This window comes from Zoogloea sp. (assembly GCF_041911615.1).
Classification (GTDB): Bacteria; Pseudomonadota; Gammaproteobacteria; order Burkholderiales; family Rhodocyclaceae; genus Zoogloea.
Genome location: NZ_JAYROR010000126.1, coordinates 32,011 through 51,489 on the forward strand (window position 1 = coordinate 32,011; position 19,479 = coordinate 51,489).

At 69.7% G+C, this 19,479-nt stretch carries 12 protein-coding genes; 5 read left to right on the top strand and 7 right to left on the bottom strand.

The window, feature by feature from the left end:
• Positions 1-10: 10 nt before the first annotated feature.
• From ACE3P2_RS16640 to ACE3P2_RS16660, 5 genes are read right to left on the bottom strand one after another with little or no spacing between them, the layout of a single operon-like run.
• The gene (locus tag ACE3P2_RS16640; protein WP_374266497.1) at positions 11-1,321 is read right to left on the bottom strand and encodes an HD domain-containing phosphohydrolase; all 1,311 of its coding nucleotides are present in this window, start codon (positions 1,319-1,321) and stop codon (positions 11-13) included.
• On the bottom strand, positions 1,318-2,691 hold the full coding sequence (locus ACE3P2_RS16645) for an ATP-binding protein (RefSeq protein ID WP_374266499.1): 1,374 nt from the start codon (positions 2,689-2,691) through the stop codon (positions 1,318-1,320). The genes ACE3P2_RS16640 and ACE3P2_RS16645 overlap by 4 nt, the downstream gene beginning before the upstream one ends.
• A 7-nt stretch (positions 2,692-2,698) precedes the next feature.
• Positions 2,699-3,538 carry an HDOD domain-containing protein gene (locus ACE3P2_RS16650; protein ID WP_374266501.1) on the bottom strand — a complete coding sequence of 280 codons (840 nt, stop codon included), beginning with the start codon at positions 3,536-3,538 and terminating at the stop codon, positions 2,699-2,701.
• The gene (locus ACE3P2_RS16655; protein ID WP_374266503.1) at positions 3,535-3,849 is read right to left on the bottom strand and encodes a hypothetical protein; all 315 of its coding nucleotides are present in this window, start codon (positions 3,847-3,849) and stop codon (positions 3,535-3,537) included. The genes ACE3P2_RS16650 and ACE3P2_RS16655 overlap by 4 nt, the downstream gene beginning before the upstream one ends.
• A complete protein-coding gene (locus ACE3P2_RS16660) occupies positions 3,846-5,387 on the bottom strand; it encodes a response regulator (protein ID WP_374266505.1) in 1,542 nt (513 codons plus the stop codon). The genes ACE3P2_RS16655 and ACE3P2_RS16660 overlap by 4 nt, the downstream gene beginning before the upstream one ends.
• 171 nt (positions 5,388-5,558) lie before the next feature.
• Here ACE3P2_RS16660 and crcB point away from each other — a divergent pair, with 171 nt between their 5' ends.
• The 5 genes from crcB (at position 5,559) to ACE3P2_RS16685 (ending at position 15,320) form a co-directional block, all read left to right on the top strand.
• Positions 5,559-5,963 (top strand): fluoride efflux transporter CrcB, encoded by a 405-nt coding sequence (crcB, locus tag ACE3P2_RS16665; protein ID WP_374266507.1) that lies wholly within the window; start codon positions 5,559-5,561, stop codon positions 5,961-5,963.
• A gap of 48 nt (positions 5,964-6,011) precedes the next feature.
• The gene (gene hrpA, locus ACE3P2_RS16670) at positions 6,012-10,085 is read left to right on the top strand and encodes an ATP-dependent RNA helicase HrpA (protein ID WP_374266509.1); all 4,074 of its coding nucleotides are present in this window, start codon (positions 6,012-6,014) and stop codon (positions 10,083-10,085) included.
• 155 nt (positions 10,086-10,240) lie between these two features.
• Positions 10,241-10,783 carry a hemerythrin domain-containing protein gene (locus ACE3P2_RS16675; protein WP_374266511.1) on the top strand — a complete coding sequence of 181 codons (543 nt, stop codon included), beginning with the start codon at positions 10,241-10,243 and terminating at the stop codon, positions 10,781-10,783.
• Between the two features lie 156 nt (positions 10,784-10,939).
• Positions 10,940-13,570 (top strand): GAF domain-containing protein, encoded by a 2,631-nt coding sequence (locus tag ACE3P2_RS16680; RefSeq protein ID WP_374266513.1) that lies wholly within the window; start codon positions 10,940-10,942, stop codon positions 13,568-13,570.
• Positions 13,563-15,320 (top strand): putative bifunctional diguanylate cyclase/phosphodiesterase, encoded by a 1,758-nt coding sequence (locus ACE3P2_RS16685; RefSeq protein ID WP_374266515.1) that lies wholly within the window; start codon positions 13,563-13,565, stop codon positions 15,318-15,320. Before ACE3P2_RS16680 ends, ACE3P2_RS16685 begins: the two co-directional genes overlap by 8 nt.
• Before the next feature lie 197 nt (positions 15,321-15,517).
• Here the strand turns inward: ACE3P2_RS16685 and fusA are convergent, their stop codons facing one another.
• Positions 15,518-17,569 carry an elongation factor G gene (gene fusA, locus ACE3P2_RS16690; RefSeq protein ID WP_374266517.1) on the bottom strand — a complete coding sequence of 684 codons (2,052 nt, stop codon included), beginning with the start codon at positions 17,567-17,569 and terminating at the stop codon, positions 15,518-15,520.
• A 100-nt stretch (positions 17,570-17,669) separates the two neighbouring features.
• Positions 17,670-19,418: a SulP family inorganic anion transporter gene (locus ACE3P2_RS16695; RefSeq protein WP_374266519.1), complete on the bottom strand. Its 1,749-nt coding sequence runs from the start codon at positions 19,416-19,418 to the stop codon at positions 17,670-17,672.
• Positions 19,419-19,479: the final 61 nt, after the last annotated feature.

Here is a 19,479-nt window from a genome sequence, read left to right on the forward strand (position 1 = left end):
GCCGCGGCACCTACTTGCGCTCGGGCTGGATGGCGATGGACAGGCGCACGCCTTCCGTGGCCTCCAGTTCGCGCAGCTGGCGGATCAGGTTGTCGTCGAGCACGAAGTCGGCCGCCAGCAGCATGACCCCGTCGCGGGTCACCAGATCCCGCGCCAGCACCATGCCCGGCTTGAGGGACGATGGCGTCAGTTCGCTGACCACCTGGGGCACGGTGTCCACCGCGCCCATCACTTCCATGAAGGCGTCCACCACCTGCGGGCAGTAGCGCTTGCCGCGGTTCTGCTGGATGAAGGCAATGGCCTCGGCGGCTTTCAGGCGGCGCGGCGACAGCAGGCCGATCTGCATGCCGTCGAAATCGTTGGCGAGCGCGATGATGCGCGCGCCGTACGGAATCGCCAGTCCCGAGAGGCGGTCGGGGTAGCCCTGGCCGTCCCAGCGTTCGTGGTGGGCGCGGATCAGGGTGGCGGCGGCGCGCATGTTCTCGAGGCCCATCAGCGCGGCCTGGCCGGTGATCGGATGCTTGCGCATCAGGCCCAGTTCGTCGCCACTCATGTGGGAGACCGGCTTGGCGAGCAGTTCGTCGGGCAGGCCGATCTTGCCGATGTCGTGAAGCAGGCCGGCGAGCATCACGTCCTGCACATCGGTGGCCGAGAAGTTGAGCTTGACGGCGATCTTGCGCGACAGGTCGGCGACGCGCTTGGCGTGGCCGGTGTTGTTGCCCTCGCGCAGTTCGATGAGGTTGGAGAACACCCGGATCGAGGTGAGGAAGCTCTGCTTGAGCTTTTCGTGGGCGCTCTTGAGTTCGGCGGTGCGGGCCTCGACCTTCTGTTCGAGGCTGGCGTTGAGCTGCTTGAGCTCTTCGTTCTGGCGCTGGGCAAGGGTTTCGAGGCGGGTCTTTTCCTGTTCCAGCGCCTGCCGTTCGAGGGCTTCGCGGACCGTGAGCAGCACGTCCTGGTCGTTCCAGGGCTTGGAGATGTAGCGGGTGATCTGGCCGCTGTTGATCGCCGCGATGGTCGATTCCATGTCGGCGTAGCCGGTGAGCAACAGGCGCACCGTGTCGGGGTGGCGTTTGCGGGCCTCGGCAAGGAAGGCGGCGCCGTCCATCACCGGCATGCGCATGTCGGAAATGATCAGGTCGACGTGCTCGCGGCCGAGGATCTCGAGGCCTTCGGCGCCGCTGGTGGCGATGTGCACGGTGTAGCCATGCGGGCGGAACAGGCGGCGCAGGGCCGACAGGATGTTGGCCTCGTCGTCCACGCACAGGATGCTGAAGGCCTGGGTGGCGCTGCGGGTGGCGGTCGGAGGGGCGACGGTAGTCATGAAGGGGCTCCCGGTTCGGCCCGGTGGCTGACGGGCAGGGTGATGCGGAAGGTGGTGCCTGCGCCAGGGGTGCTGTTCACCGCGATGCGGCCGTTGTGTTTCTGCACGATCCCGTAGGACAGGGACAGGCCGAGGCCGGTGCCCTTGCCCACCGGCTTGGTGGTGAAGAAGGGGTCGAAGATGCGGTCGAGCACGTCGGCCGGAATGCCGCAGCCGTTGTCCGAAACCTCGATCCACACGGTGTCGCCTTCGCATCCGGTGCGGATGCGGATGGTGCCGCGGCGGCCTTCGGGCATCGACTGGGCAGCGTTCACGAAAATGTTCATGAACACCTGGTTGAGCTGCGAGGGCAGGCACTCGACGAGGGGCAGCGTGCCGTATTCGCGCACCACCTCGGCCCGATACTTGATCTCGTTGCTGGCGATGTTGAGGGTGCTGTCGAGCCCCTGGTGGAGGTCGGCAGGCTGCCAGTCCTGGCTGGCGTCGGTGCGCGAGAAGTCGCGCAGGTCCTGCACGATCTTGCGGACCCGGGCGGTGCCTTCTTCCGATTCGCTGATGAGCTGGGCGATGTCCTCGCGCAGGAAGGCGAAGTCGGCGCGCTGTTTGGCGGCCTCGACGGCCTCGCGGACGTCGGCGGGCAGCGCGGTCTCGGCGGTTTCGTAGGCGTCGAGCACGTCGAGCAGCTGGGCGACGTAGCCCTTCAGGCTGTGGATGTTGGAATTGACGTAGCCGATCGGGTTGTTGATCTCGTGGGCCACGCCGGCGGCGAGCTGGCCGATGGAGGCCATCTTCTCGGACTGGACGAGCTGCTGCTGGGTGTCGTAGAGCCGGCAGTTGAGTTCGGTGAGCTCGGCGTAGCGCTTGAGCAGTTCGGTCTCGGCGGTCTCGCGGCGGGCGATGTCCTGTTCGAGGGTGGCCTTGGCGTCCTGCAGGTCGCGGGTGCGCTGGGCGACCTTGGCTTCCAGGTCGGTGCGCATCCGCAGCAGGGCGTTTTCGGCGTGCTTGCGCTCGGTGATGTCCACCAGGCTGCACACCAGCGTGCGGACGTCGCGAATTCGTTCGTGGGTGAGGGTCAGCTCGACGCAGCGTTCCTCGCCGCGCTTGGTGACGATGAAGCTCTCGGCCAGCAGCGGCGGCGGATCGCCTTCGAGGTGGGCGTGGCTCTGGGCCTTGAGGCCGTCGCGCAGGTGGGGCGGAAAAAGATCGGTGATGTGCATCGCTGCCAGCTCGGCCGGGGTGTAGCCCGACAGCCGCGACATGGCCCGGTTGGCGAACAGGATCCGCCCGTCCCGGTACAGCGCCACCGCCGAGCTCAGCGCGTTGGCGACCGGGAACAGGCTGTCGGGGAGCGGAAAGGGCTGGATGTCCATCGGCGCGTCAGCCCAGCATCGGCAGGTGACTGTCGAAGCGGGCCTGGGTGTCGGCCAGCACGCTGCCGAGGGCCTGCCAGTCGAGCCCGAGGGCGTTGACGGAGTCCAGGTGCAGCGGCGGCGTCTGGGTGTTCTCGGCTTCTTCCAGATCGAGGGCCTTGGCGATGGCGTCGGCGTAGTGCACCACCGCCGCGAGGCTGCCGGGGCGCGCCAGTTCGGGGTTGTGGTGGCAGGCCAGGGCTTCGACGATGTCCTCGGGGAAGTTCCAGTAGCGGGCGAGCGCGGCGCCGACGGCGGTGTGGTCGAAGCCGAATACCTCGGTTTCGACGTCGAGCAGGCGACTGTCGCGCTCGTTGGCGAGGGCGATCACCCGGGCGTAGTGTTCGGGATAGACCGAGACCATCACCAACCGCCCGATGTCGTGCAGCAGGCCGGCGATGAACAGGCCGTCGGCCTTGTGACGAAGGGCCTTGGCGAGGGCCTGGGCGGCCACCGCGGTGCCCAGCACGTGGCGCCAGAAGCGACTCGGCACGAAGCCCGGGCAGGAGCCCGGCGGCAGCGCGGTGACCACCGCGGCGGCCAGCACCAGCGAGCGCACGGCGGTGAAGCCGAGCACCACGATGGCGTCGTGGATCGAGCCGACCCGCGCCTGCAGGCCGTAGAAGGGGGAGTTGGCGACGCGCAGCACGCGGGCGGCGATGGCCTGGTCCTGGGCGATGCGCTGGGCCAGGGCGTCCACGTCGGCGTCGCCGCCGGAGAGGGTGGTGAGCAGCTCCATCGCGACGGCCGGCATGGCCGGCAGGCCGCGGATGTGGCGGATCATTTCGTCGAGGGTGGGGGCGGTCATCGGCCTTTCTCCAGGCGGAAGGCCAGCACGGCGTGGAGCAGGGCCAGCGATGCGGGGTCGTCGGCGGTGTGGCGGAAGATGTGCATCACGCGCGCGCGGATCGCCTCGCGCTGGCGGGCGATGGCTTCGGGGTCGGCGGCCTGGACCACCGTCAGGCGCTCGATGCCGCGTCGGCGCAGGCTGTCCAGATGGCCGTCGGTGAGGACGACGCCGGCCGGCAGCAGAACCTGGCCGGCAGCGTCGTGCAAGGCGGCGGCGAGTTCCATGCCGGCTTCGGCCTCGTCGAGGGGGATTTCTCGGGTGTCGCTCACGGCCGACTCCTTGCGCAAGTGAAGACCAGCAGGGTGCCGCGTGCGTCGGAGGCGTTGCCGAGGGGGTGGGCTTCGATGCGGAAGGTTCGGCTGCCCACGTTCACTTCGCCGGACTGGGTGCCGTTGTCCACCAGGGCGAGGAGTTCTGGGGGCAGCACCCCGGCGGCGTCGAGGCCGATCAGCGGGATGTGCTCGGCAAAGAGCCGTTCGGCGGCGGCGTTGGCGAGGGCGATCATCCCGCACGGGTCGATGCCGAGCAGTGGCAGCGGCATCACCGCGAGGGCTTCGTGGGTGAGGCGCAGCACCGCTTCGTCGACGCCCAGGCGCCGCTCCCGGTCGGCCAGCACGTCGGTGAGCTGGGTGTTGATGCGTTCGAGTTCGCGGTTGGCGCGCTGCAGCTCGACCGACAGGCGGCGGTTCTCGTCGCACAGCAGCTTGCGCCGGAAGGCTTCGTCGATGTTGGCCACCAGCATCGCGTCGTCCCACGGCTTGGTGAGGAACTTGTAGATCGCGCCTTCGTTGATCGCGTCGGTGACCGACTGCAGGTCGGTGTAGCCGGAGAGCACCATGCGCACAGACTGGGGGTCCATGTCCTTGGCCTTGCGCAGGAATTCGACGCCGGTCATGCCCGGCATGCGCTGGTCGGAGATGATCACGTCCACCGGATGGGTGGCGAGCAGGTCGAGCCCTTCCTGGCCGCTGGTGGCGGTCAGGATGGTGTAGCCCTCCTTGCGCAGCAGGCGGCGCAGGGAGGCGAGGATGTTCTGCTCGTCGTCCACCAGCAGCAGGGTGCGCTCCTGCTTCGGGCGTCGCAGCGGGTTGTCGAGGCGGCGCCCGAGCAGGGCCTTGAACGCTTCGGCCGGCATCGCGGCGCCGAACATCGGGCCGCACACCTGGTCGCAGCCGGTGGCGGTGACGATCGAGGCGGTGTGCGGGTCGTCGACGCCGGTTGCGCAGACCGCGAGTTTCATCTTGTGGGCGCGGATCACCAGGGCGCGCAGGATGGCGACGCCTTCCGGGTCGGCCACCACGTCGCGCACCAGGTGCGAGGGTACGTCGATGGCGTCCAGCGGCAGACGCCGGACCCACGCCACGTGGGCGTTGGCGGGGCTGGTTGCGCTGAGGGAGAAGCGGATGCCGCAGCCCTTGAGGCGCTGCAGCAGGGCGACGGTTTCGTCGGCGATGTGGCTACCGGCGGTGGTGATGCAGAATTCCAGGCAGTGCGGCGCGAGCTGGGTTGCGAGCAGGAGGGCGTTGAGTTGCGCCGGAAAGGCCGGGTCGCACAGCGCCTCTTCGAGGGCGCCGACGCACAGTACCAGGGCGCGACCGCAGCCGGCCGACCAGGCGGCGACCTGGGCCGCGGCGCTGCGCAGGTCGTCGAGCCCGGGGCCGCCCACGTCGCGCAAGGCGACTTCGTCCAGGCCCTCGGGGGCGAGGATGCGCAGGCGGGCGCAGGTCAGCTCGCCGCTGCCGCAATCGAATCCGGGTTCATACACGCACCGCACCGCACCGGCGGGCGTGCCGTCGAGACTTTCCATCTGAGCTCCAATCCAAACAGCAACCCGCTTTTGAAATGCAGGCCGCCGCTGTGGATATCGGCCGTGGCGCCGAGGTCTTTAGCGGCACGGGCGGCGTCGCGCGGTGCGCCGGGCGGCCCGGCGTGCATGTGGCCGGGCGGCGGTGGGGCGGGCAAGGTAAAATGCCGGGCCATGTCCGATCACGCCCATCATTTCCCGGCTCTCGCGTTTGTCGCCATCGGTGTCGGCGCCGCCCTCGGCGCCTGGCTGCGGTGGTGGCTGGGGCTGCGCCTCAACCCGCTGTTCGCCCACATTCCGCTCGGCACGCTGGCCGCCAACCTGCTCGGCGGCTACCTGGTGGGGGTGGCGGTAGCGTGGTTCGCGCTGCGCACCGACCTCCCGCCGGAGGTGCGCCTGTTCGTTGTCACCGGCTTCCTGGGCGGGCTCACCACCTTCTCGTCGTTCTCGGCGGAAGTCGTGCATCTGATCGACACCGCCCGCTACGCCTGGGCGGCGGGGGCTGCCGCCGTGCACCTGGGCGGCTCGCTGTGCATGACCGCGCTTGGCATGTGGACCGTCCACGTGCTGCGTGGTTGAGCGCCGCCGTCGCGTTTTTTCCGCCTTTCATCCTGTCGCCGTATCGCAATGCCCGCTTCGCCTTCCGCCCCGACGTCCCAGGACCCGTACCGCCTGCTCGAACACTGCCTGAGCGCCGACCGCCCGCGTCTGCGCCGCGATCTGCGCAAGCTGCAGCGCCGCCCGCGCACCTTGGCCGACGTGCCGGAGGCGCTGCGCCTCGCCATCGCCGATTCCGCCGCGAAGCTGATCGCCCGCCGCGACGCGTTGCCCCGGCCCGATTTTCCGCCCGAGCTGCCGGTCAACCAGCGCAAGGACGAGATCGCCGCGGCGATCCGCGACAACCAGGTGGTGATCGTCTGCGGCGAGACCGGCTCGGGCAAGACGACTCAGCTGCCCAAGATCTGCCTGGAGCTCGGGCGCGGCGTTGCTGGCCTGATCGGTCACACCCAGCCGCGGCGGATCGCCGCCCGCGCTACCGCCACCCGCATCGCGCAGGAGTTGAAGAGCGAGCTCGGCGCCACCGTCGGCTACAAGATCCGCTTCACCGACCGCATCGGCCCGCAGAGCTACATCAAGCTGATGACCGACGGCATCCTGCTCGCCGAAACCCAGGGCGACCCGCTGCTGTCGGCCTACGACACGCTGATCATCGACGAGGCCCACGAGCGCAGCCTCAACATCGATTTTTTGCTCGGCTATCTGCGCCAGCTGCTCGTCAAGCGGCCGGACATGAAGCTGATCGTCACCTCGGCCACGCTCGACGCCGAGCGCTTCGCCCGCCACTTCGGCACGGCCGACAAGCCCGCGCCGGTGATCGAGGTCTCGGGCCGGCTCTACCCCATCGAGATGCGCTACCGGCCCGTCGAGCGCGACGAGCCCAAGCCCGTCCGCCCCGGCGAGGCGCCGCGCCCCGAACCCCGCGGGCCGGACCGCGACCTCTACGACGCGCTGGTCGACGCCGTGGACGAAGCTCACCGCAGCGGCCCCGGTGACGTGCTGGTCTTCCTCCCCGGCGAGCGCGAAATCCGCGAAGCCGCCGAAGCCCTGCGCAAGGCCCACCACGCCGCCGGCACCGAGGTGCTGCCGCTCTTCGCCCGCCAGTCGGCCCAGGAGCAGGCGCGGGTGTTTGCGCCGTCGAAGGGCCGCCGGGTGGTGCTCGCCACCAACGTGGCCGAAACCTCGCTGACCGTGCCGGGCATCCGCTACGTGGTGGATACCGGCCTCGCGCGGGTCAAGCGCTACAGCCACCGCAACAAGGTCGAGCAGCTGCAGATCGAGAAGGTCGCCCAGTCGGCGGCCCGCCAGCGCGCCGGCCGCTGCGGCCGGGTGGCCGACGGCATCTGCTTCCGGCTCTACGACGAGGACGACTTCAACGCCCGCCCGGCCCACACCGACCCGGAAATCCTCCGCTCGTCCCTGGCCGGGGTGATCCTGCGGATGAAGTCGCTCAAACTCGGCGAGGTAGCGGATTTTCCCTTTATCGACGCGCCGCTGCCGCGCATGGTGGCCGACGGCTACCAGCTGCTGGCCGAGCTCGGCGCCGTCGAGGAGCGCGAAGGCGAGGGCGTCATGCAGCTCACGCCGGTGGGCCGCGAGCTCGCCAAGCTGCCGCTGGACCCGAAGATCGGCCGGATGATCCTCGCCGCGCGGGATCGGGGCAGCCTCGCCGAGGTGCTGGTGATCGCCGCGGCCTTGTCGACGCAAGACGTGCGCGAGCGCCCGCCCGAGCGTCAGGCCGCCGCCGACCAGGCCCATGCCCGCTTCCGCGGCCCGGAGCAGGAGCAGAAATCCGAGTTCCTGTGGTACTGGAACCTCTGGAAAGCCTGGGAGGAAGTCCAGCGCCACGAAACCTCCAGCAAGCAGAAGGCGTGGTGCAAGAGTAATTTCCTGTCCTGGCTGCGCCTGCGCGAATGGCGCGACGTGTTCACCCAGCTGCATACCCTTTGCGCCGAACACGGCTGGAAGGAGAACGACAAGCCCGCCAGCTTCGAGGACATCCACAAGGCGCTGCTCGCCGGCCTGCTGGGCCACGTGGGCTGCAAGATCGAGGACGCTTCCGGCCCCGCCGCCGGCAGCTATCTGGGCGCCCGCGGCATCAAGTTCTGGCCGCACCCGGGTTCCGCCATCGCCAAGAAGGCCGGTAAGTGGATCATGTGTGCCGAGCTGGTGGATACGTCGCGGCTGTTCGGCCGCTGCCTCGCCCGCATCGAACCCGAGTGGCTGGAGGAGGTGGGCGGCCACCTGCTCAAGCGGCAGGTGTCGGAGCCCCACTGGTCCAAGGCCAGCGGCGCCGTGCGCGGCTGGGAGCGCGGCACGCTGTACGGCCTCACGGTGTATCCGCGCCGGGGCGTGAGCTACCGCGAGATCGATCCGGCCCTGTGCCGTGAGCTGTTCATCCGCGAAGGCCTGGTGCAGGGCGAGATCGCCGAAGGCCCGGCCCGGGGCATGGCCTTCCTGGGCCACAACCGCCGGCTGATGGCCGAGATCGAGCGGCTTGAGCACAAATCCCGCCGGCCCGACGTGCTGGTGGATGAAGAGCTCATCTACGCCTTCTACGACGCCAAGCTGCCGCCCGACGTGCTCGACCTGGCCAGCTTCGAGGCCTGGCGCAAGGCCGCCGAGAAGAAGGCGCCGAAGGTGCTGCAGCTCACCCGCGACCAGCTGATGCGCCACGACGCGGAAGGCATCACCACCGATCGCTTCCCGTCCAGCCTCGAGGTGCTCGGCCAGAAACTCAAGCTCGCTTACCTGCACGAACCCGGCGAGGCCGACGACGGCGTGACGCTCACCGTACCGCTGGCGATGCTCAACCAGATTCCCGCCAACCGCTGCGAGTGGCTGGTGCCCGGTCTGCTCGAAGAAAAGGTCACCGCGCTCCTGCGCACCGTGCCGCAAAAGCACCGCCACCGCCTGCAGCCGATGGCCGACAGCGCGGCGGACTTCATGACGAAGTTCGAGGCGGGTGAGTTCGATCTGGACGACCCCCTCATCAAGGCGCTGCAGCGCTTCGTGGAAGAGCGGGTCTCGCTCAAGCTGCCGATGGAGAGCTTCCGGCCCGAGAACCTCAACCCGCACTGCTTCATGAACTTCCGGGTGCATGACGAGCACGGCCGCGTCCTCGGCCAGTCACGCAACCTGGCCGAATTGCGCACGAAATTCCGCGATCAGGTGGCACAGCGTTTCCAGAGCGCGCGCATCGTGCCGGCGCCCGCGCCCGCGCCAGAGACGCCCAGAAAGGGCGGCGAGCCTGCCAGGGCCACGCCCGCCGCATCGGCCGCCGACAAGCAGCTCGCCGGCTTCACCGGCTGGACTTTCGGCCCGCTGCCCGAGCTGCTGGAAGTGAAGGTCGCCGGCCGCGAGATCGTCGGCTTCCCGGCGCTCCACGACGACGGCGCGAGCGTGTCGCTGCGCCCCTACGACACGCCGGAAGAGGCCGCCAAGGTGCATCGCGGCGGCCTCGCGCGCCTGTTTGCGCTGGCCCTGTCGGCGCAGGTCAAGGCCATCGAGAAGCTGCCGGGCATTCGCGAGCTGGCGCTGCAGTTCATCAGCTACGGTTCCGAGGCCGAACTCAAGGCCCAGCTTGTCGTTGCCACGCTGGAGCGCTGCTGCCTGCTCGAACCGCTGCCGACCGACGCCGACAGCTTCGACAAGCGCTGCCAGGAAGCCAAGCCGCGCATCACCCTGGTGGCCCAGGAACTGATGCGCCTCACCGGCCAGCTGATCGTCGAGCACGCCACGCTCGTCAAGCGCCTCGCCGGCCTCAAGACCTTCCCGGACGTGGTGGCCGACATCAACGCCCAGGTGGGCAAGCTGATGCCGAAGAACTTCCTCGTTGCGCTGCCCTACGAGCGGATCGCCCAGATTCCGCGCTACCTCAAGGGCGCCACGGTGCGCATCGACAAGCTGCGCAACAACCCCGCGCGGGATGCCGAGCTGATGGGCGACTGGAAGAAGCTCGCCCAGCCCTTCGAGCGGGAATGGCTCGCCAAGGCCAAGGCCGGCGTCACCGATCCGCAGCTGGAGGAATTCCGCTGGCTGCTGGAAGAGCTGCGCGTGGGCCTGTTTGCCCAGGAGTTGAAGACGCCGATGCCGGTGTCGGTGAAGCGCCTGCAGAAGATCTGGGAGAGCCGGCCGCGCTGACCGCGGCGGCCGGTCGTGGCGGATTAGGCGCCCATTCCGGGTTGCGGCGGCCGCGTTGATGGCGGTCAATTTTTTGGTTAATCATTGTAAATACGATGGCGTCCTCGGCGCTCGGGCATCGCCCGCGCCACCCAGACACCCGGGGAGGGAACGCCATGTTTTTCTTCGATCGCCTGTTCGGGCGACGCAGGCCCGAGGCCGCGCAGGCCCCGCTGCCGCAGCCGCCGTCGCCCGCCGTGGTGGCCGAGCCGACGGCGATGGCGCCGGGCACCCGCATCGCCCATCATCCAGAGCTGATCGGCCAGCTCGAGCAGGATCACCGCGATCTGCTGCGCATCTTCAGCGGGCTGCGCGGCGCCGCCGAGGCGGGGCGTCTGGTCGAGGCCAGCGAGCGGCTCGAGGTGTTCCGCCACGCCCTGCAGGGCCATCTGCTCAAGGAAAACGTGAAGCTCTACGTCTACCTCGAACACGCGCTGGCCGGCGACGCGATCAGCCACGAGCTGATGCACGGCTTTCGCCACGAGATGGACCGCATCGGCAAGGCCGTGGTGGATTTCCTCGACCGCTACCGGGCGCTGGCCGAGCACCCGGACTGGCGGGACGACTTTTGCCGCGAGCTGGAGGGCATCGGCAAGGTGCTGGTGGATCGCATGCGCAACGAAGAGGGCAATCTCTACCCGCTGTACGGCCCGCTCTGAGGGCGGCCGCTGCGGCTTCGAGGCCCAGGGCGCGGGCCTGACGGCGCTCAAGCCGGGCGGTCGGGTGCCGATATACGCCAGATGCGTGCGGGGTAAGGGACGGAACTCGCGCCCGGCGCGCTGGAGTGTTCCCGCCAACCCGACCGGTCTTCCCGCATGCCCGCCTGCTCCCCATCGGCCTCCGAGGCCGCCCGCCTGACCGCCCTGCGCGCCACCGGCCTGCTCGACAGCCCGCCCGACGCGGCGTTCGACAATCTCGTCGAACTGGTGCGCACGGTGTTCGACGTGCCGGTGGCCTTCGTCGCGCTGATGGACGCGGAGCGCCAGTGGTTCAAGGCGGCGGCCGGCACCGACATCCGCGAAGTGCCCCGCGACGCCTCCTCCTTCTGCGCCCGCACCATCGGCGGCGAGGGCGCCTTCGTGGTTCACGACGTGCTGGCCGATTCGCGCTTCGCCACCGAGGCGCCGGCCTGCGCGATGCCCGGGGTGCGTTTCTATGCCGGCATGCCGCTGCGCCCGCTGGACGGCCAGCCGATCGGAACGCTGTGCGTCATCGACACGCGGCCGCGCGTCCTGGGCGCCCGGGAGCTCGACTGCCTCGCCCGCTTTGCCCGGCAGGCCGAGGAGCTGATCCGTCACCACCTCGCCAGCCTCGCTTCGCGTCGCCAGCAAGATAGCCTGGAGCTGGCGGTGGCGCGCAACGAGGCGCTGCTCAACCGCGCGGCGGTGGGCATCATCCGCATCACCTCGCGGGGCATCATCGAACAGGTCAATCCCTTCGCCGAGCAGATCCTCGGCTATGCCGCCGCCGAGCTGATCGGCCGCAACGTGCGCATGATCATGCCGCAGCGCTGGGCCCAGCATCACGACGAATACCTGGATTCCTACCTCAAGGGGCGCCCGCCCAGCGTCATCGGCATCGGCCGCGAGGTGCAGGCGCTGCACAAGTCGGGACGAACCATCCCGGTGCATCTGGCGGTCAGCGAGGTGATGATCCCCGGGCAGGACGGCGTCGAGTTCATCGGCATCCTCTCCGATCTTTCCGAGCTCTACAGCGCCCGCGAGCGCGAGCAGGCCCAGCACCGCCTGCTGCAGGTGCTGCACCGGGGCATGACCGACTTCGCCGCGCTGATGTCGAGCGACCAGCTGTGGTCCTTCCTGAAGGACGCCCTGTGCGACCTGACTGGCAGCGATTACGCCCTGATCGGCGAGGTGGTGCCGGTGGAGGGCAAGCCCGGGCTGAAGATCCACGCGATCACCGACCTGTCGTGGAACGACGATTCCCGCCGCCTGATGGAGCGTCTGCGCTCCGGCGACATGATGCTCACCAATCCGGATTCGATGCTCGGCCGGGTGTTCGCCGGCGGCGAAGTGATGATGACCAACGACGTCGCGACGGTCACCCGGCGTACGGGATTCCCCCACGGCCACCCGCCGCTGCACAACTACCTGGGCGTGCCGATCGTCGATCAGGGGCAGGTGATCGGCATGTTCGCCATCGCCAATTCGCGCCAGCGGGTGGATGCCGACCTGCTGGCCTGGCTCGAGCCCTTCACCGCGACCTGCGCGCTGCTCATCAACCTCTACCGGCGCATCAACGAGCAGGCCCGCTTCACCCACGAGCTCGAGATTGCCCACGCCCAGCAGGCCCGCGCCAGCCGCGCCAAGACCGAGTTCCTGTCGTCCATGAGCCACGAGCTGCGCACGCCGATGAACTCGATCATCGGCTTCTCGCAGCTGCTGCTCAACAACCGTCGGCAACCGCTGCCCGAGCGCCAGGCCGGGCAGGTCGAGCAGATCCTCAAGAGCGGCCAGCACCTGCTCACGCTGATCAACGACATCCTCGACCTGGCCCGCATCGAGGCCGGCCGGCTGGCGTTCTCGATCGAGCCGGTGGAGATCGCCGGCGCAATCGAGGAATCCGTCGCGTCGATCAGCGCGCTGGCCGAGATGCGCCGCATCGCCATCCACCTTCCGCCGGCCGGCACTGGTCGGCCGCGGGTGATGGCCGACTTCACGCGGATCAAGCAGGTGCTCATCAACTTCCTGTCCAACGCCATCAAGTACAACCGCGACGGCGGCCGCATCGACATCGGCTGGCGCGAGGACGGCGAGGCGCTGCGCGTCGAGGTGCGCGACACCGGCGTCGGCATTCCGGCCGAGCGCATCGACGAGCTGTTCCAGCCGTTCAACCGCATCGGCGCCGAGCATTCCGGCATCGAAGGCGCCGGTGTCGGACTCGCGCTGACCAAGCAGCTCGTCGAGAAGATGGCCGGCCGCGTCGGCGTGGACAGCATCCACGGCAGCGGCAGCTGCTTCTGGTTCGCGCTCCAGCGCGCCACCGATCTGCCGGTGGCGGCCGCCGCGGCGGCCGGCGTGCAGCCGCTCGCCGGCGACGAGACGCATCGTCAGCGCGTGCTCTACGTCGAGGACAATCCCGCCAATCAGCGCCTGATGACCGACATCTTCGAGGACTTCGGCGCCTGCGAGCTTTCCTGCGCCCACGAGGCGGCGCTGGGCATCGAGCTGGCCCGCGCCGAACGCCCGGCGCTGATCCTGATGGACATCAACCTCCCCGGCATGGACGGCTACGCCGCGCTGGCCGCCCTCAAGGCCGACCCCGCCACCCGGGACGTGCCGGTGGTGGCCCTGTCGGCCAATGCGATGCCCGCCGACGTGGAGCGCGGGCTTGCCGCCGGCTTTGCCGACTACCTCACCAAGCCGCTCGACTTCACGCGGCTATACGCCGTCCTGGCGCACCACCTGGGAGGCGAGCCGGATGCTTGAGGAACACCTCGCCGACGCCCGCATCCTGGTGGTGGATGACACGCCGGCCAATGTCGAGCTGCTGCTCGGCATCCTGGAAGACGCCGGCTACCAGAATCTGCTCGGCATCACCGACCCCCGCGAGGTGAGCGCCGAGGTGGACCGCTGCCTGCCCGACCTGATCCTGCTCGACATCCGCATGCCCCATCTGTCGGGTTTCGACGTGTTGCGCCAGGTGCGCTGGCGGCTCGGCGTGATGGCGCCGCCGGTGGTCGTGCTCACCGCCCAGACCGACCGGGAGACGCGTTCCCAGTCGCTGGAACTGGGCGCCATCGACTTCCTCAACAAACCCTTCGATCAGGGCGAGGTGCAAAAGCGCATCCGCAACATCCTGCTGGCCCACTGCCAGTCGCGCGATCTGCGCGGTCAGACCGAGCTGCTGCAGACCCTGGTCGATCGCCAGACCGCCGAGTTGCGCAGCCTCGCCCTCACCGACAGTGCCACCGGCCTGCCCAACCGCCGCGCCGTGCTCGCCAAGCTCGACGGTCTGATGAGCATCGCCCGGCAGGTGGCGGTGTTCTTCATCGTGGCCGACGAGGTCGAGGAGATCGCCCGCGTGCAGGGCTACCCCACCGCCGAGAAGCTGCTTCAGGCCCTCGGCGAACTGGCGGCGGCCAGCCCGGTGGCCCAGGGCGGCATCGTCGGCTGCTGGGGGAGCAGCGAGCTGGTGCTGGTCCAGCCCACCGACGATCCGACCCAGCTCGACCGCACCGCCCGCCGTCTGCTGCGGCTGCTCGAGGGCGACCACCGTATCGACGATCTGCTGCTGGCGACGCCGATTCGCGTCGGCATCGCTCACTCGGGCGATGCCGTCGGTGGCGCCGAAGACCTGCTGCGCAAGGCCGCCGCCGCGATCCCGCCGCCCGGGGGCGGGCCGGTGGGGCATTTCAACCCCGAGCTGGAGCAGGCCCTCGCCCAGCGCCGCCGGCTGCGCCGCGCGCTCAAGCAAGCCGTGCCCGATGGCGAGCTGACCCTGGTGTTCCAGCCCAAGATCGATCTCGCCAGCCGCCGCCTGATCGGGGCCGAAGCATTGCTGCGCTGGCAGTCGGCCGACATGGGCGCGGTGCGTCCGGACGTGTTCATTCCCCTCGCCGAGGAATCCGGCGACATCCTCGCCATCGGCGACTGGGTGCTCGACGAAGGCATCCGTCAGATGCAGGTCTGGCACGCGGCCGGCCGGCTGGCGGACGATTTCGCGCTGGCCCTCAACGTGTCGAGCCGGCAACTGCTCCACGAGGGTTTCGTCGACGGGGTGCTGCGCCGGCTGACGGCCGCAGGCCTGCCGCCGGGGCGAATCAAGATCGAAGTAACCGAGTCCGGCTTCATCCACGATCTGCACGAGGCGCAGGCCCGTCTCGGCGCCCTGCGCGCGGCCGGCGTGGGCGTCTCGATCGACGATTTCGGCACCGGCTACTCGTCGCTGTCCTACCTCAAGTCGCTGCCGGTGAGCGAACTCAAGATCGACCGCAGCTTCATGCGCGAGATCGATCACAACGCCGAAGACCAGAAGCTGGTGGAGACGATCGTCGTCATCGCGCACCTGTTCGGCTGCTCGGTGGTGGCGGAAGGCATCGAATCCGATGCCCAGCTCGATGCCCTGCGTCGGCTGGGCTGCGACCAGGGGCAGGGCTACCTGTTCTCGAAGCCGCTCGAACGCCCCTTGTTCGAGGCGGCGATGGCGGCAAGCCCCGTGCCGCCTGCCCACGATTGAGGCGTCGGCGGCGGGTCGCCCGGCCGGCGAAAGCGTGCCTGGCCGCGCAGCGGCGCAGGATGAAACCCGTGTGGGGATAGGCGCCCCGGCGCGTGTGGGACGAATCCGGAAGATCGATGTGTCGTCCGCGGGCGAAAAAAAGGGAGGCGCGAGGCCTCCCTTGGTCTGACGCGCCGCCGGGGTGCGGCGGCGGGCGTTTATTGCTCGCCGACGCGCTTGCCCTGGTGTTCGCGGGCGAGGCGCTGCTGGACGTCGCCCGGCGCCGGCTCGTAGTGGCTGAAGGCGATGCTGCAGCTGCCGTCGCCGCCGCTGATCGACTTGAGGCGGGACTCGAAGCCTTCCATCTCGGCCATCGGCACCTGGCTGGTGATTTCCGTCCAGCCCGGCTGCGGGCTGTCGGTGCCGGTGACGCGGCCGCGGCGGCCGGAGAGCTCGGCGCTGATGCCGCCGAAGTGCTCGTCGGCGACCCTCACGGTGAGCGTGATGAGCGGTTCGAGCACGACCGGGCGGGCGCCGGCAACGGCTTCCTGCACGGCGTGGCGGGCGGCGGTGACGAAGGAGATTTCGTTGGAGTCGACGGTGTGGTGCTTGCCGTCGAAGACCACGACGCGGATGTCCTGGAGCGGGAAGCCCGCCATGACGCCTTCGGCGATCGCCTGCTGGACGCCCTTTTCGACCGCCGGCATGAAGTTGCCGGGGATGGTGCCGCCCTTGACCTCGTCGGCGAACTGGAAGCCGGCGCCGCGCTCGAGGGTTTCGACGCGCAGGGCGACTTCGCCGAACTGGCCGGCGCCGCCGCTCTGCTTCTTGTGGCGGTAGCGGGCTTCGGCCGTGCCGGCGATGGTCTCGCGGTAGGGGATGGCGGGCGGACGGGTGCCGAGATTGAGGTTCCAGCGGGTCTTGAGCTGGTCGAGCACCGACTTGAGGTGGACTTCGCCGAGGCCGCGGATGACGGTTTCCTTGGCCTGAGGATCGCGTTCGACCGACAGGCAGGGGTCTTCGTCGAGCATCCGGTGCAGGGCTTCGGAGAGCTTCTGCTCGTCGCCGTGCTTTTCGGGCAGCAGGGCGAGGCCGAACACCGGCTGCGGGTAGCGCGGCGGGACGAGGTGGAAGTGGTCCTCGTCGTGGGAGTCGTGCAGCACGGCGTCGCGGTGGATGTCGTCCACCCGGCCGACGGCGCAGATGTCGCCGGGGATGCCGACCTCGATCTCGGTCTGGGTCTTGCCCTGGACGCGCAGCAGGTGGCCGACCTTGAACGGCTTCCTGGCGTCGCCGATGAAGAGCTGGGTGCTCGGGGTGACGGTGCCCTGGTGGATGCGGAACAGGCCGAGCTTGCCCCGGAACGGGTCGTTGCTGACCTGGAAGACGTGAGCAATGACGTGCTTGTCGGCGTCGGTGGTCGCGGAGACGGCTTCGGCGGCCGGCCCTTCGCCCTTGAGGAACTGCGGCGGGTTGCCTTCGGTCGGGTCGGGCAGCAGGCGGCCCAGGATGTCGAGCAGTTCGGTGATGCCGGCGCCGTTGCGGGCCGAGGTGAAGCACACCGGAATCAGGTGGCCTTCGCGCAGGGCGATCTCGAACGGGTCGTGGAGCTGCTCGGGCTGGAGCAACTCGCCCTGTTCGAGGTAGAGGGCCATCAGGTCTTCGTCCACCTCGACCACCTGGTCGACGATGCGGTCGTGGGCTTCGCGCACGCTCGAGAAGGCCGGCTGGGCATCGTAGTCGGGCTGGAAGAAGCAATCGACGACGCGCTCGCCCCCGGCGGTGGGGAGGTTGATCGGCAGGCATTCCTTGCCGAAGCTGGCGGTGATGCGTTCGATCAGGGCGGCGAAGTCGACACCGGGCGCGTCGATGCGGTTGACGACGATCATCCGGCACTGGCCAGCGGCGGCCTCCATGACCTTGCGGGTGACCGTCTCGACGCCGGCGGCGGCGTTGATGACGACCACCGCGGTTTCGACCGCCGGCAGCGTGGCCAGGGCGCGGCCGAGGAAGTCGGGCAAGCCCGGTGTGTCAAGGATGTTGACCCAATGCTGGGCCCATTCCAGGTGAGCCAGCGCGGCATTGAGGGAGTGACCGAAGGCTTTTTCCTGCGGGTCGTAGTCGCTGACGGTGTCGCCCTTCTCGACGGAGCCCGGGGCGCCGATGGCGCCGGCGGCGGCGAGCAGTTTTTCCAGCAGCGTCGTCTTGCCGCTGCCGGACTGGCCGAGGAGGCTGAGGTTGCGGATGTCGCGGACCGAGGTGGGTGTCATGCTTGCTCCCTTTGACGTTATTTTGGAAGTCGAAAGCCGAGGTTCGGTCAAGTATCTGCCTGCGCAATCCCGAGTTCAACGATCCAGGTCAACAAAGCTGCTACCACTCGAAGCCGCGGCGGGCCGGCGCGTCCGCGGCGCCCCCTGGCGCGGGCAGCACCTGGCGCAGCGCGTCGTCCTCGGTGCGGTAGGCGGCGTGGGCGGCGATCTCGGCCCACAGCCCGGTGCGCTCGAGCACGTCGATGACCTGCTTCTTGAGGCCGCAGCAGGCCAGCACCCGGCCTTCGGCGGCGAGCTGGCGATGGATGCGGCGCAGGGCGTCCACGCCACTGGCGTCGATGGCGTTGATGCCGGCGCAGGCGAGCAGCAGGATCGTCATCTGCGGGTGATCGCGGCGGGTGGCGAGCACCGCGTCCTCGAAGGTGGCGGCGTTGACGAAGTGCAGCGGGCCGTCGAAGCGCAGGATCGCCACCTGCGGGTGGGGCGGCGGCAGGCCGAAGCGGGCGGCGTCCCGCCAGGTGCCGTCGGGATGGCGGCCCAGCAGCGCCACGCGGGGCGTCATGCTGCGGTAGATCAGGAGCGCCAGCGACAGCAGCAGGCCAGCCAGGATGCCGATCTCCACGTGCGGCGCGAACACCAGTGTCGCCGCGAAGGCGACGGTGCCGGCCAGGCCGTCGTCGCGCCCGGAGCGCCAGGCTTCGCGCAGGGCCTGCAGCGACAGCAGGCGCGCCACGGTGACGAGGATCACCGCCGCCAGCACCGGGCGCGGGATGTGGGCGATCGGCTCGGGCATCGCGACGAGTGCCCCCAGCACCACCAGCGCGCCCACCACCGAGGCCACGCCGGTGCGCGCCCCGGCTGCCAGCAGGAAGGCCGAACGGCCGAACGAGCCGCTGACCGGATAGGCCTGGCAGAAGGCGGCGGTGAGCTTGGCGAGCCCCTGGCCGATGAGTTCCTGGTTGCCGTCCCAGCGCTGGCCGGTGCGCGCCGAGGCGAGCTTGCAGCTCGACATCGCCTCGATGAAGCTCACCAGCGCCAGCACGAAGGCCGACGGCAGCAGGTCGGTGATCTGCGCCCAGTCGGCGCGGGGCAGCGAGAAGGCCAGGATCTGTTCGGGCAGGGTGCCCACGACGCGTCCGCCGCTGGCTTCGAAGCCACCCGCCCAGGCCGCGCCGGCCAGCCCGGCGACCACCAGCAGCACGCCGGGGCCGCCCAGGGCCAGGCGCTGCAGGAGCAGCAGCAGCCCCACCGCCGCGCTCCCCAGGGCCAGCGACGGCAGGTGCGCGGCGGGTAGGGCCAGGACGAGATCGGTCACCGCCTCGAAGAACGGCCGCTGCCCCGCCGAGGGCAGGCCGAGCAGGGTCGGTAGCTGGGCGGCGCAGATCAGCAGCGAACAGGCGTTGATGAAGCCGTGCAGCACCGGGTGCGACAGCAGGTCGGCGAAGTGGGCGAGGCGCAGCGCGCCGAAGACGAGTTGCAGCACCCCGGCCAGCAGCGCCAGTTGCACCGCCAGCAGCAGCCAGGTCTCCGAGCCGGGCAGGGCCAGCGGGGACAGGGCGCTGGCGGTGAGCAGGCTGGTGAGCGCCACCGGCCCGGTGTTGAGCTGGGCCGACGAGCCCCACAGGGCGCCGACGATCGAGGGCAGCAGCGAGGCGTACAGGCCGACGTAGGCGGGCAGACCGGCGAGCTGGGCGTAGGCCAGCGCCTGGGGCACGGCCACCAGCGCCACCGTGAAGCCGGCCAGCAGGTCGTTGCGCACGGTGGCGGGGTCGAGCTGGTGGCGCCAGCCGAGAAACGGGAACAGGCGCGCCGGCAGGCGGGATGGCGGCGTGGACGGAACGGGCGGCATCGGGTGGGGTGGCCTTCCACGAAAAGGGCAGAAGGCGAAAAGTTTAGCGCGGCGCGGGGGC

Coding starts and splice junctions, on each gene's coding strand:
- ACE3P2_RS16640 (WP_374266497.1), bottom strand. CDS start 1,321: ATGACTACCGTCGCCCCTCCGACCGCCACCCGCAGCGCCACCCAGGCC.
- ACE3P2_RS16645 (WP_374266499.1), bottom strand. CDS start 2,691: ATGGACATCCAGCCCTTTCCGCTCCCCGACAGCCTGTTCCCGGTCGCC.
- ACE3P2_RS16650 (WP_374266501.1), bottom strand. CDS start 3,538: ATGACCGCCCCCACCCTCGACGAAATGATCCGCCACATCCGCGGCCTG.
- ACE3P2_RS16660 (WP_374266505.1), bottom strand. CDS start 5,387: ATGGAAAGTCTCGACGGCACGCCCGCCGGTGCGGTGCGGTGCGTGTAT.
- crcB (WP_374266507.1), top strand. CDS start 5,559: ATGTCCGATCACGCCCATCATTTCCCGGCTCTCGCGTTTGTCGCCATC.
- hrpA (WP_374266509.1), top strand. CDS start 6,012: ATGCCCGCTTCGCCTTCCGCCCCGACGTCCCAGGACCCGTACCGCCTG.
- ACE3P2_RS16675 (WP_374266511.1), top strand. CDS start 10,241: ATGTTTTTCTTCGATCGCCTGTTCGGGCGACGCAGGCCCGAGGCCGCG.
- ACE3P2_RS16680 (WP_374266513.1), top strand. CDS start 10,940: ATGCCCGCCTGCTCCCCATCGGCCTCCGAGGCCGCCCGCCTGACCGCC.
- ACE3P2_RS16685 (WP_374266515.1), top strand. CDS start 13,563: ATGCTTGAGGAACACCTCGCCGACGCCCGCATCCTGGTGGTGGATGAC.
- fusA (WP_374266517.1), bottom strand. CDS start 17,569: ATGACACCCACCTCGGTCCGCGACATCCGCAACCTCAGCCTCCTCGGC.
- ACE3P2_RS16695 (WP_374266519.1), bottom strand. CDS start 19,418: ATGCCGCCCGTTCCGTCCACGCCGCCATCCCGCCTGCCGGCGCGCCTG.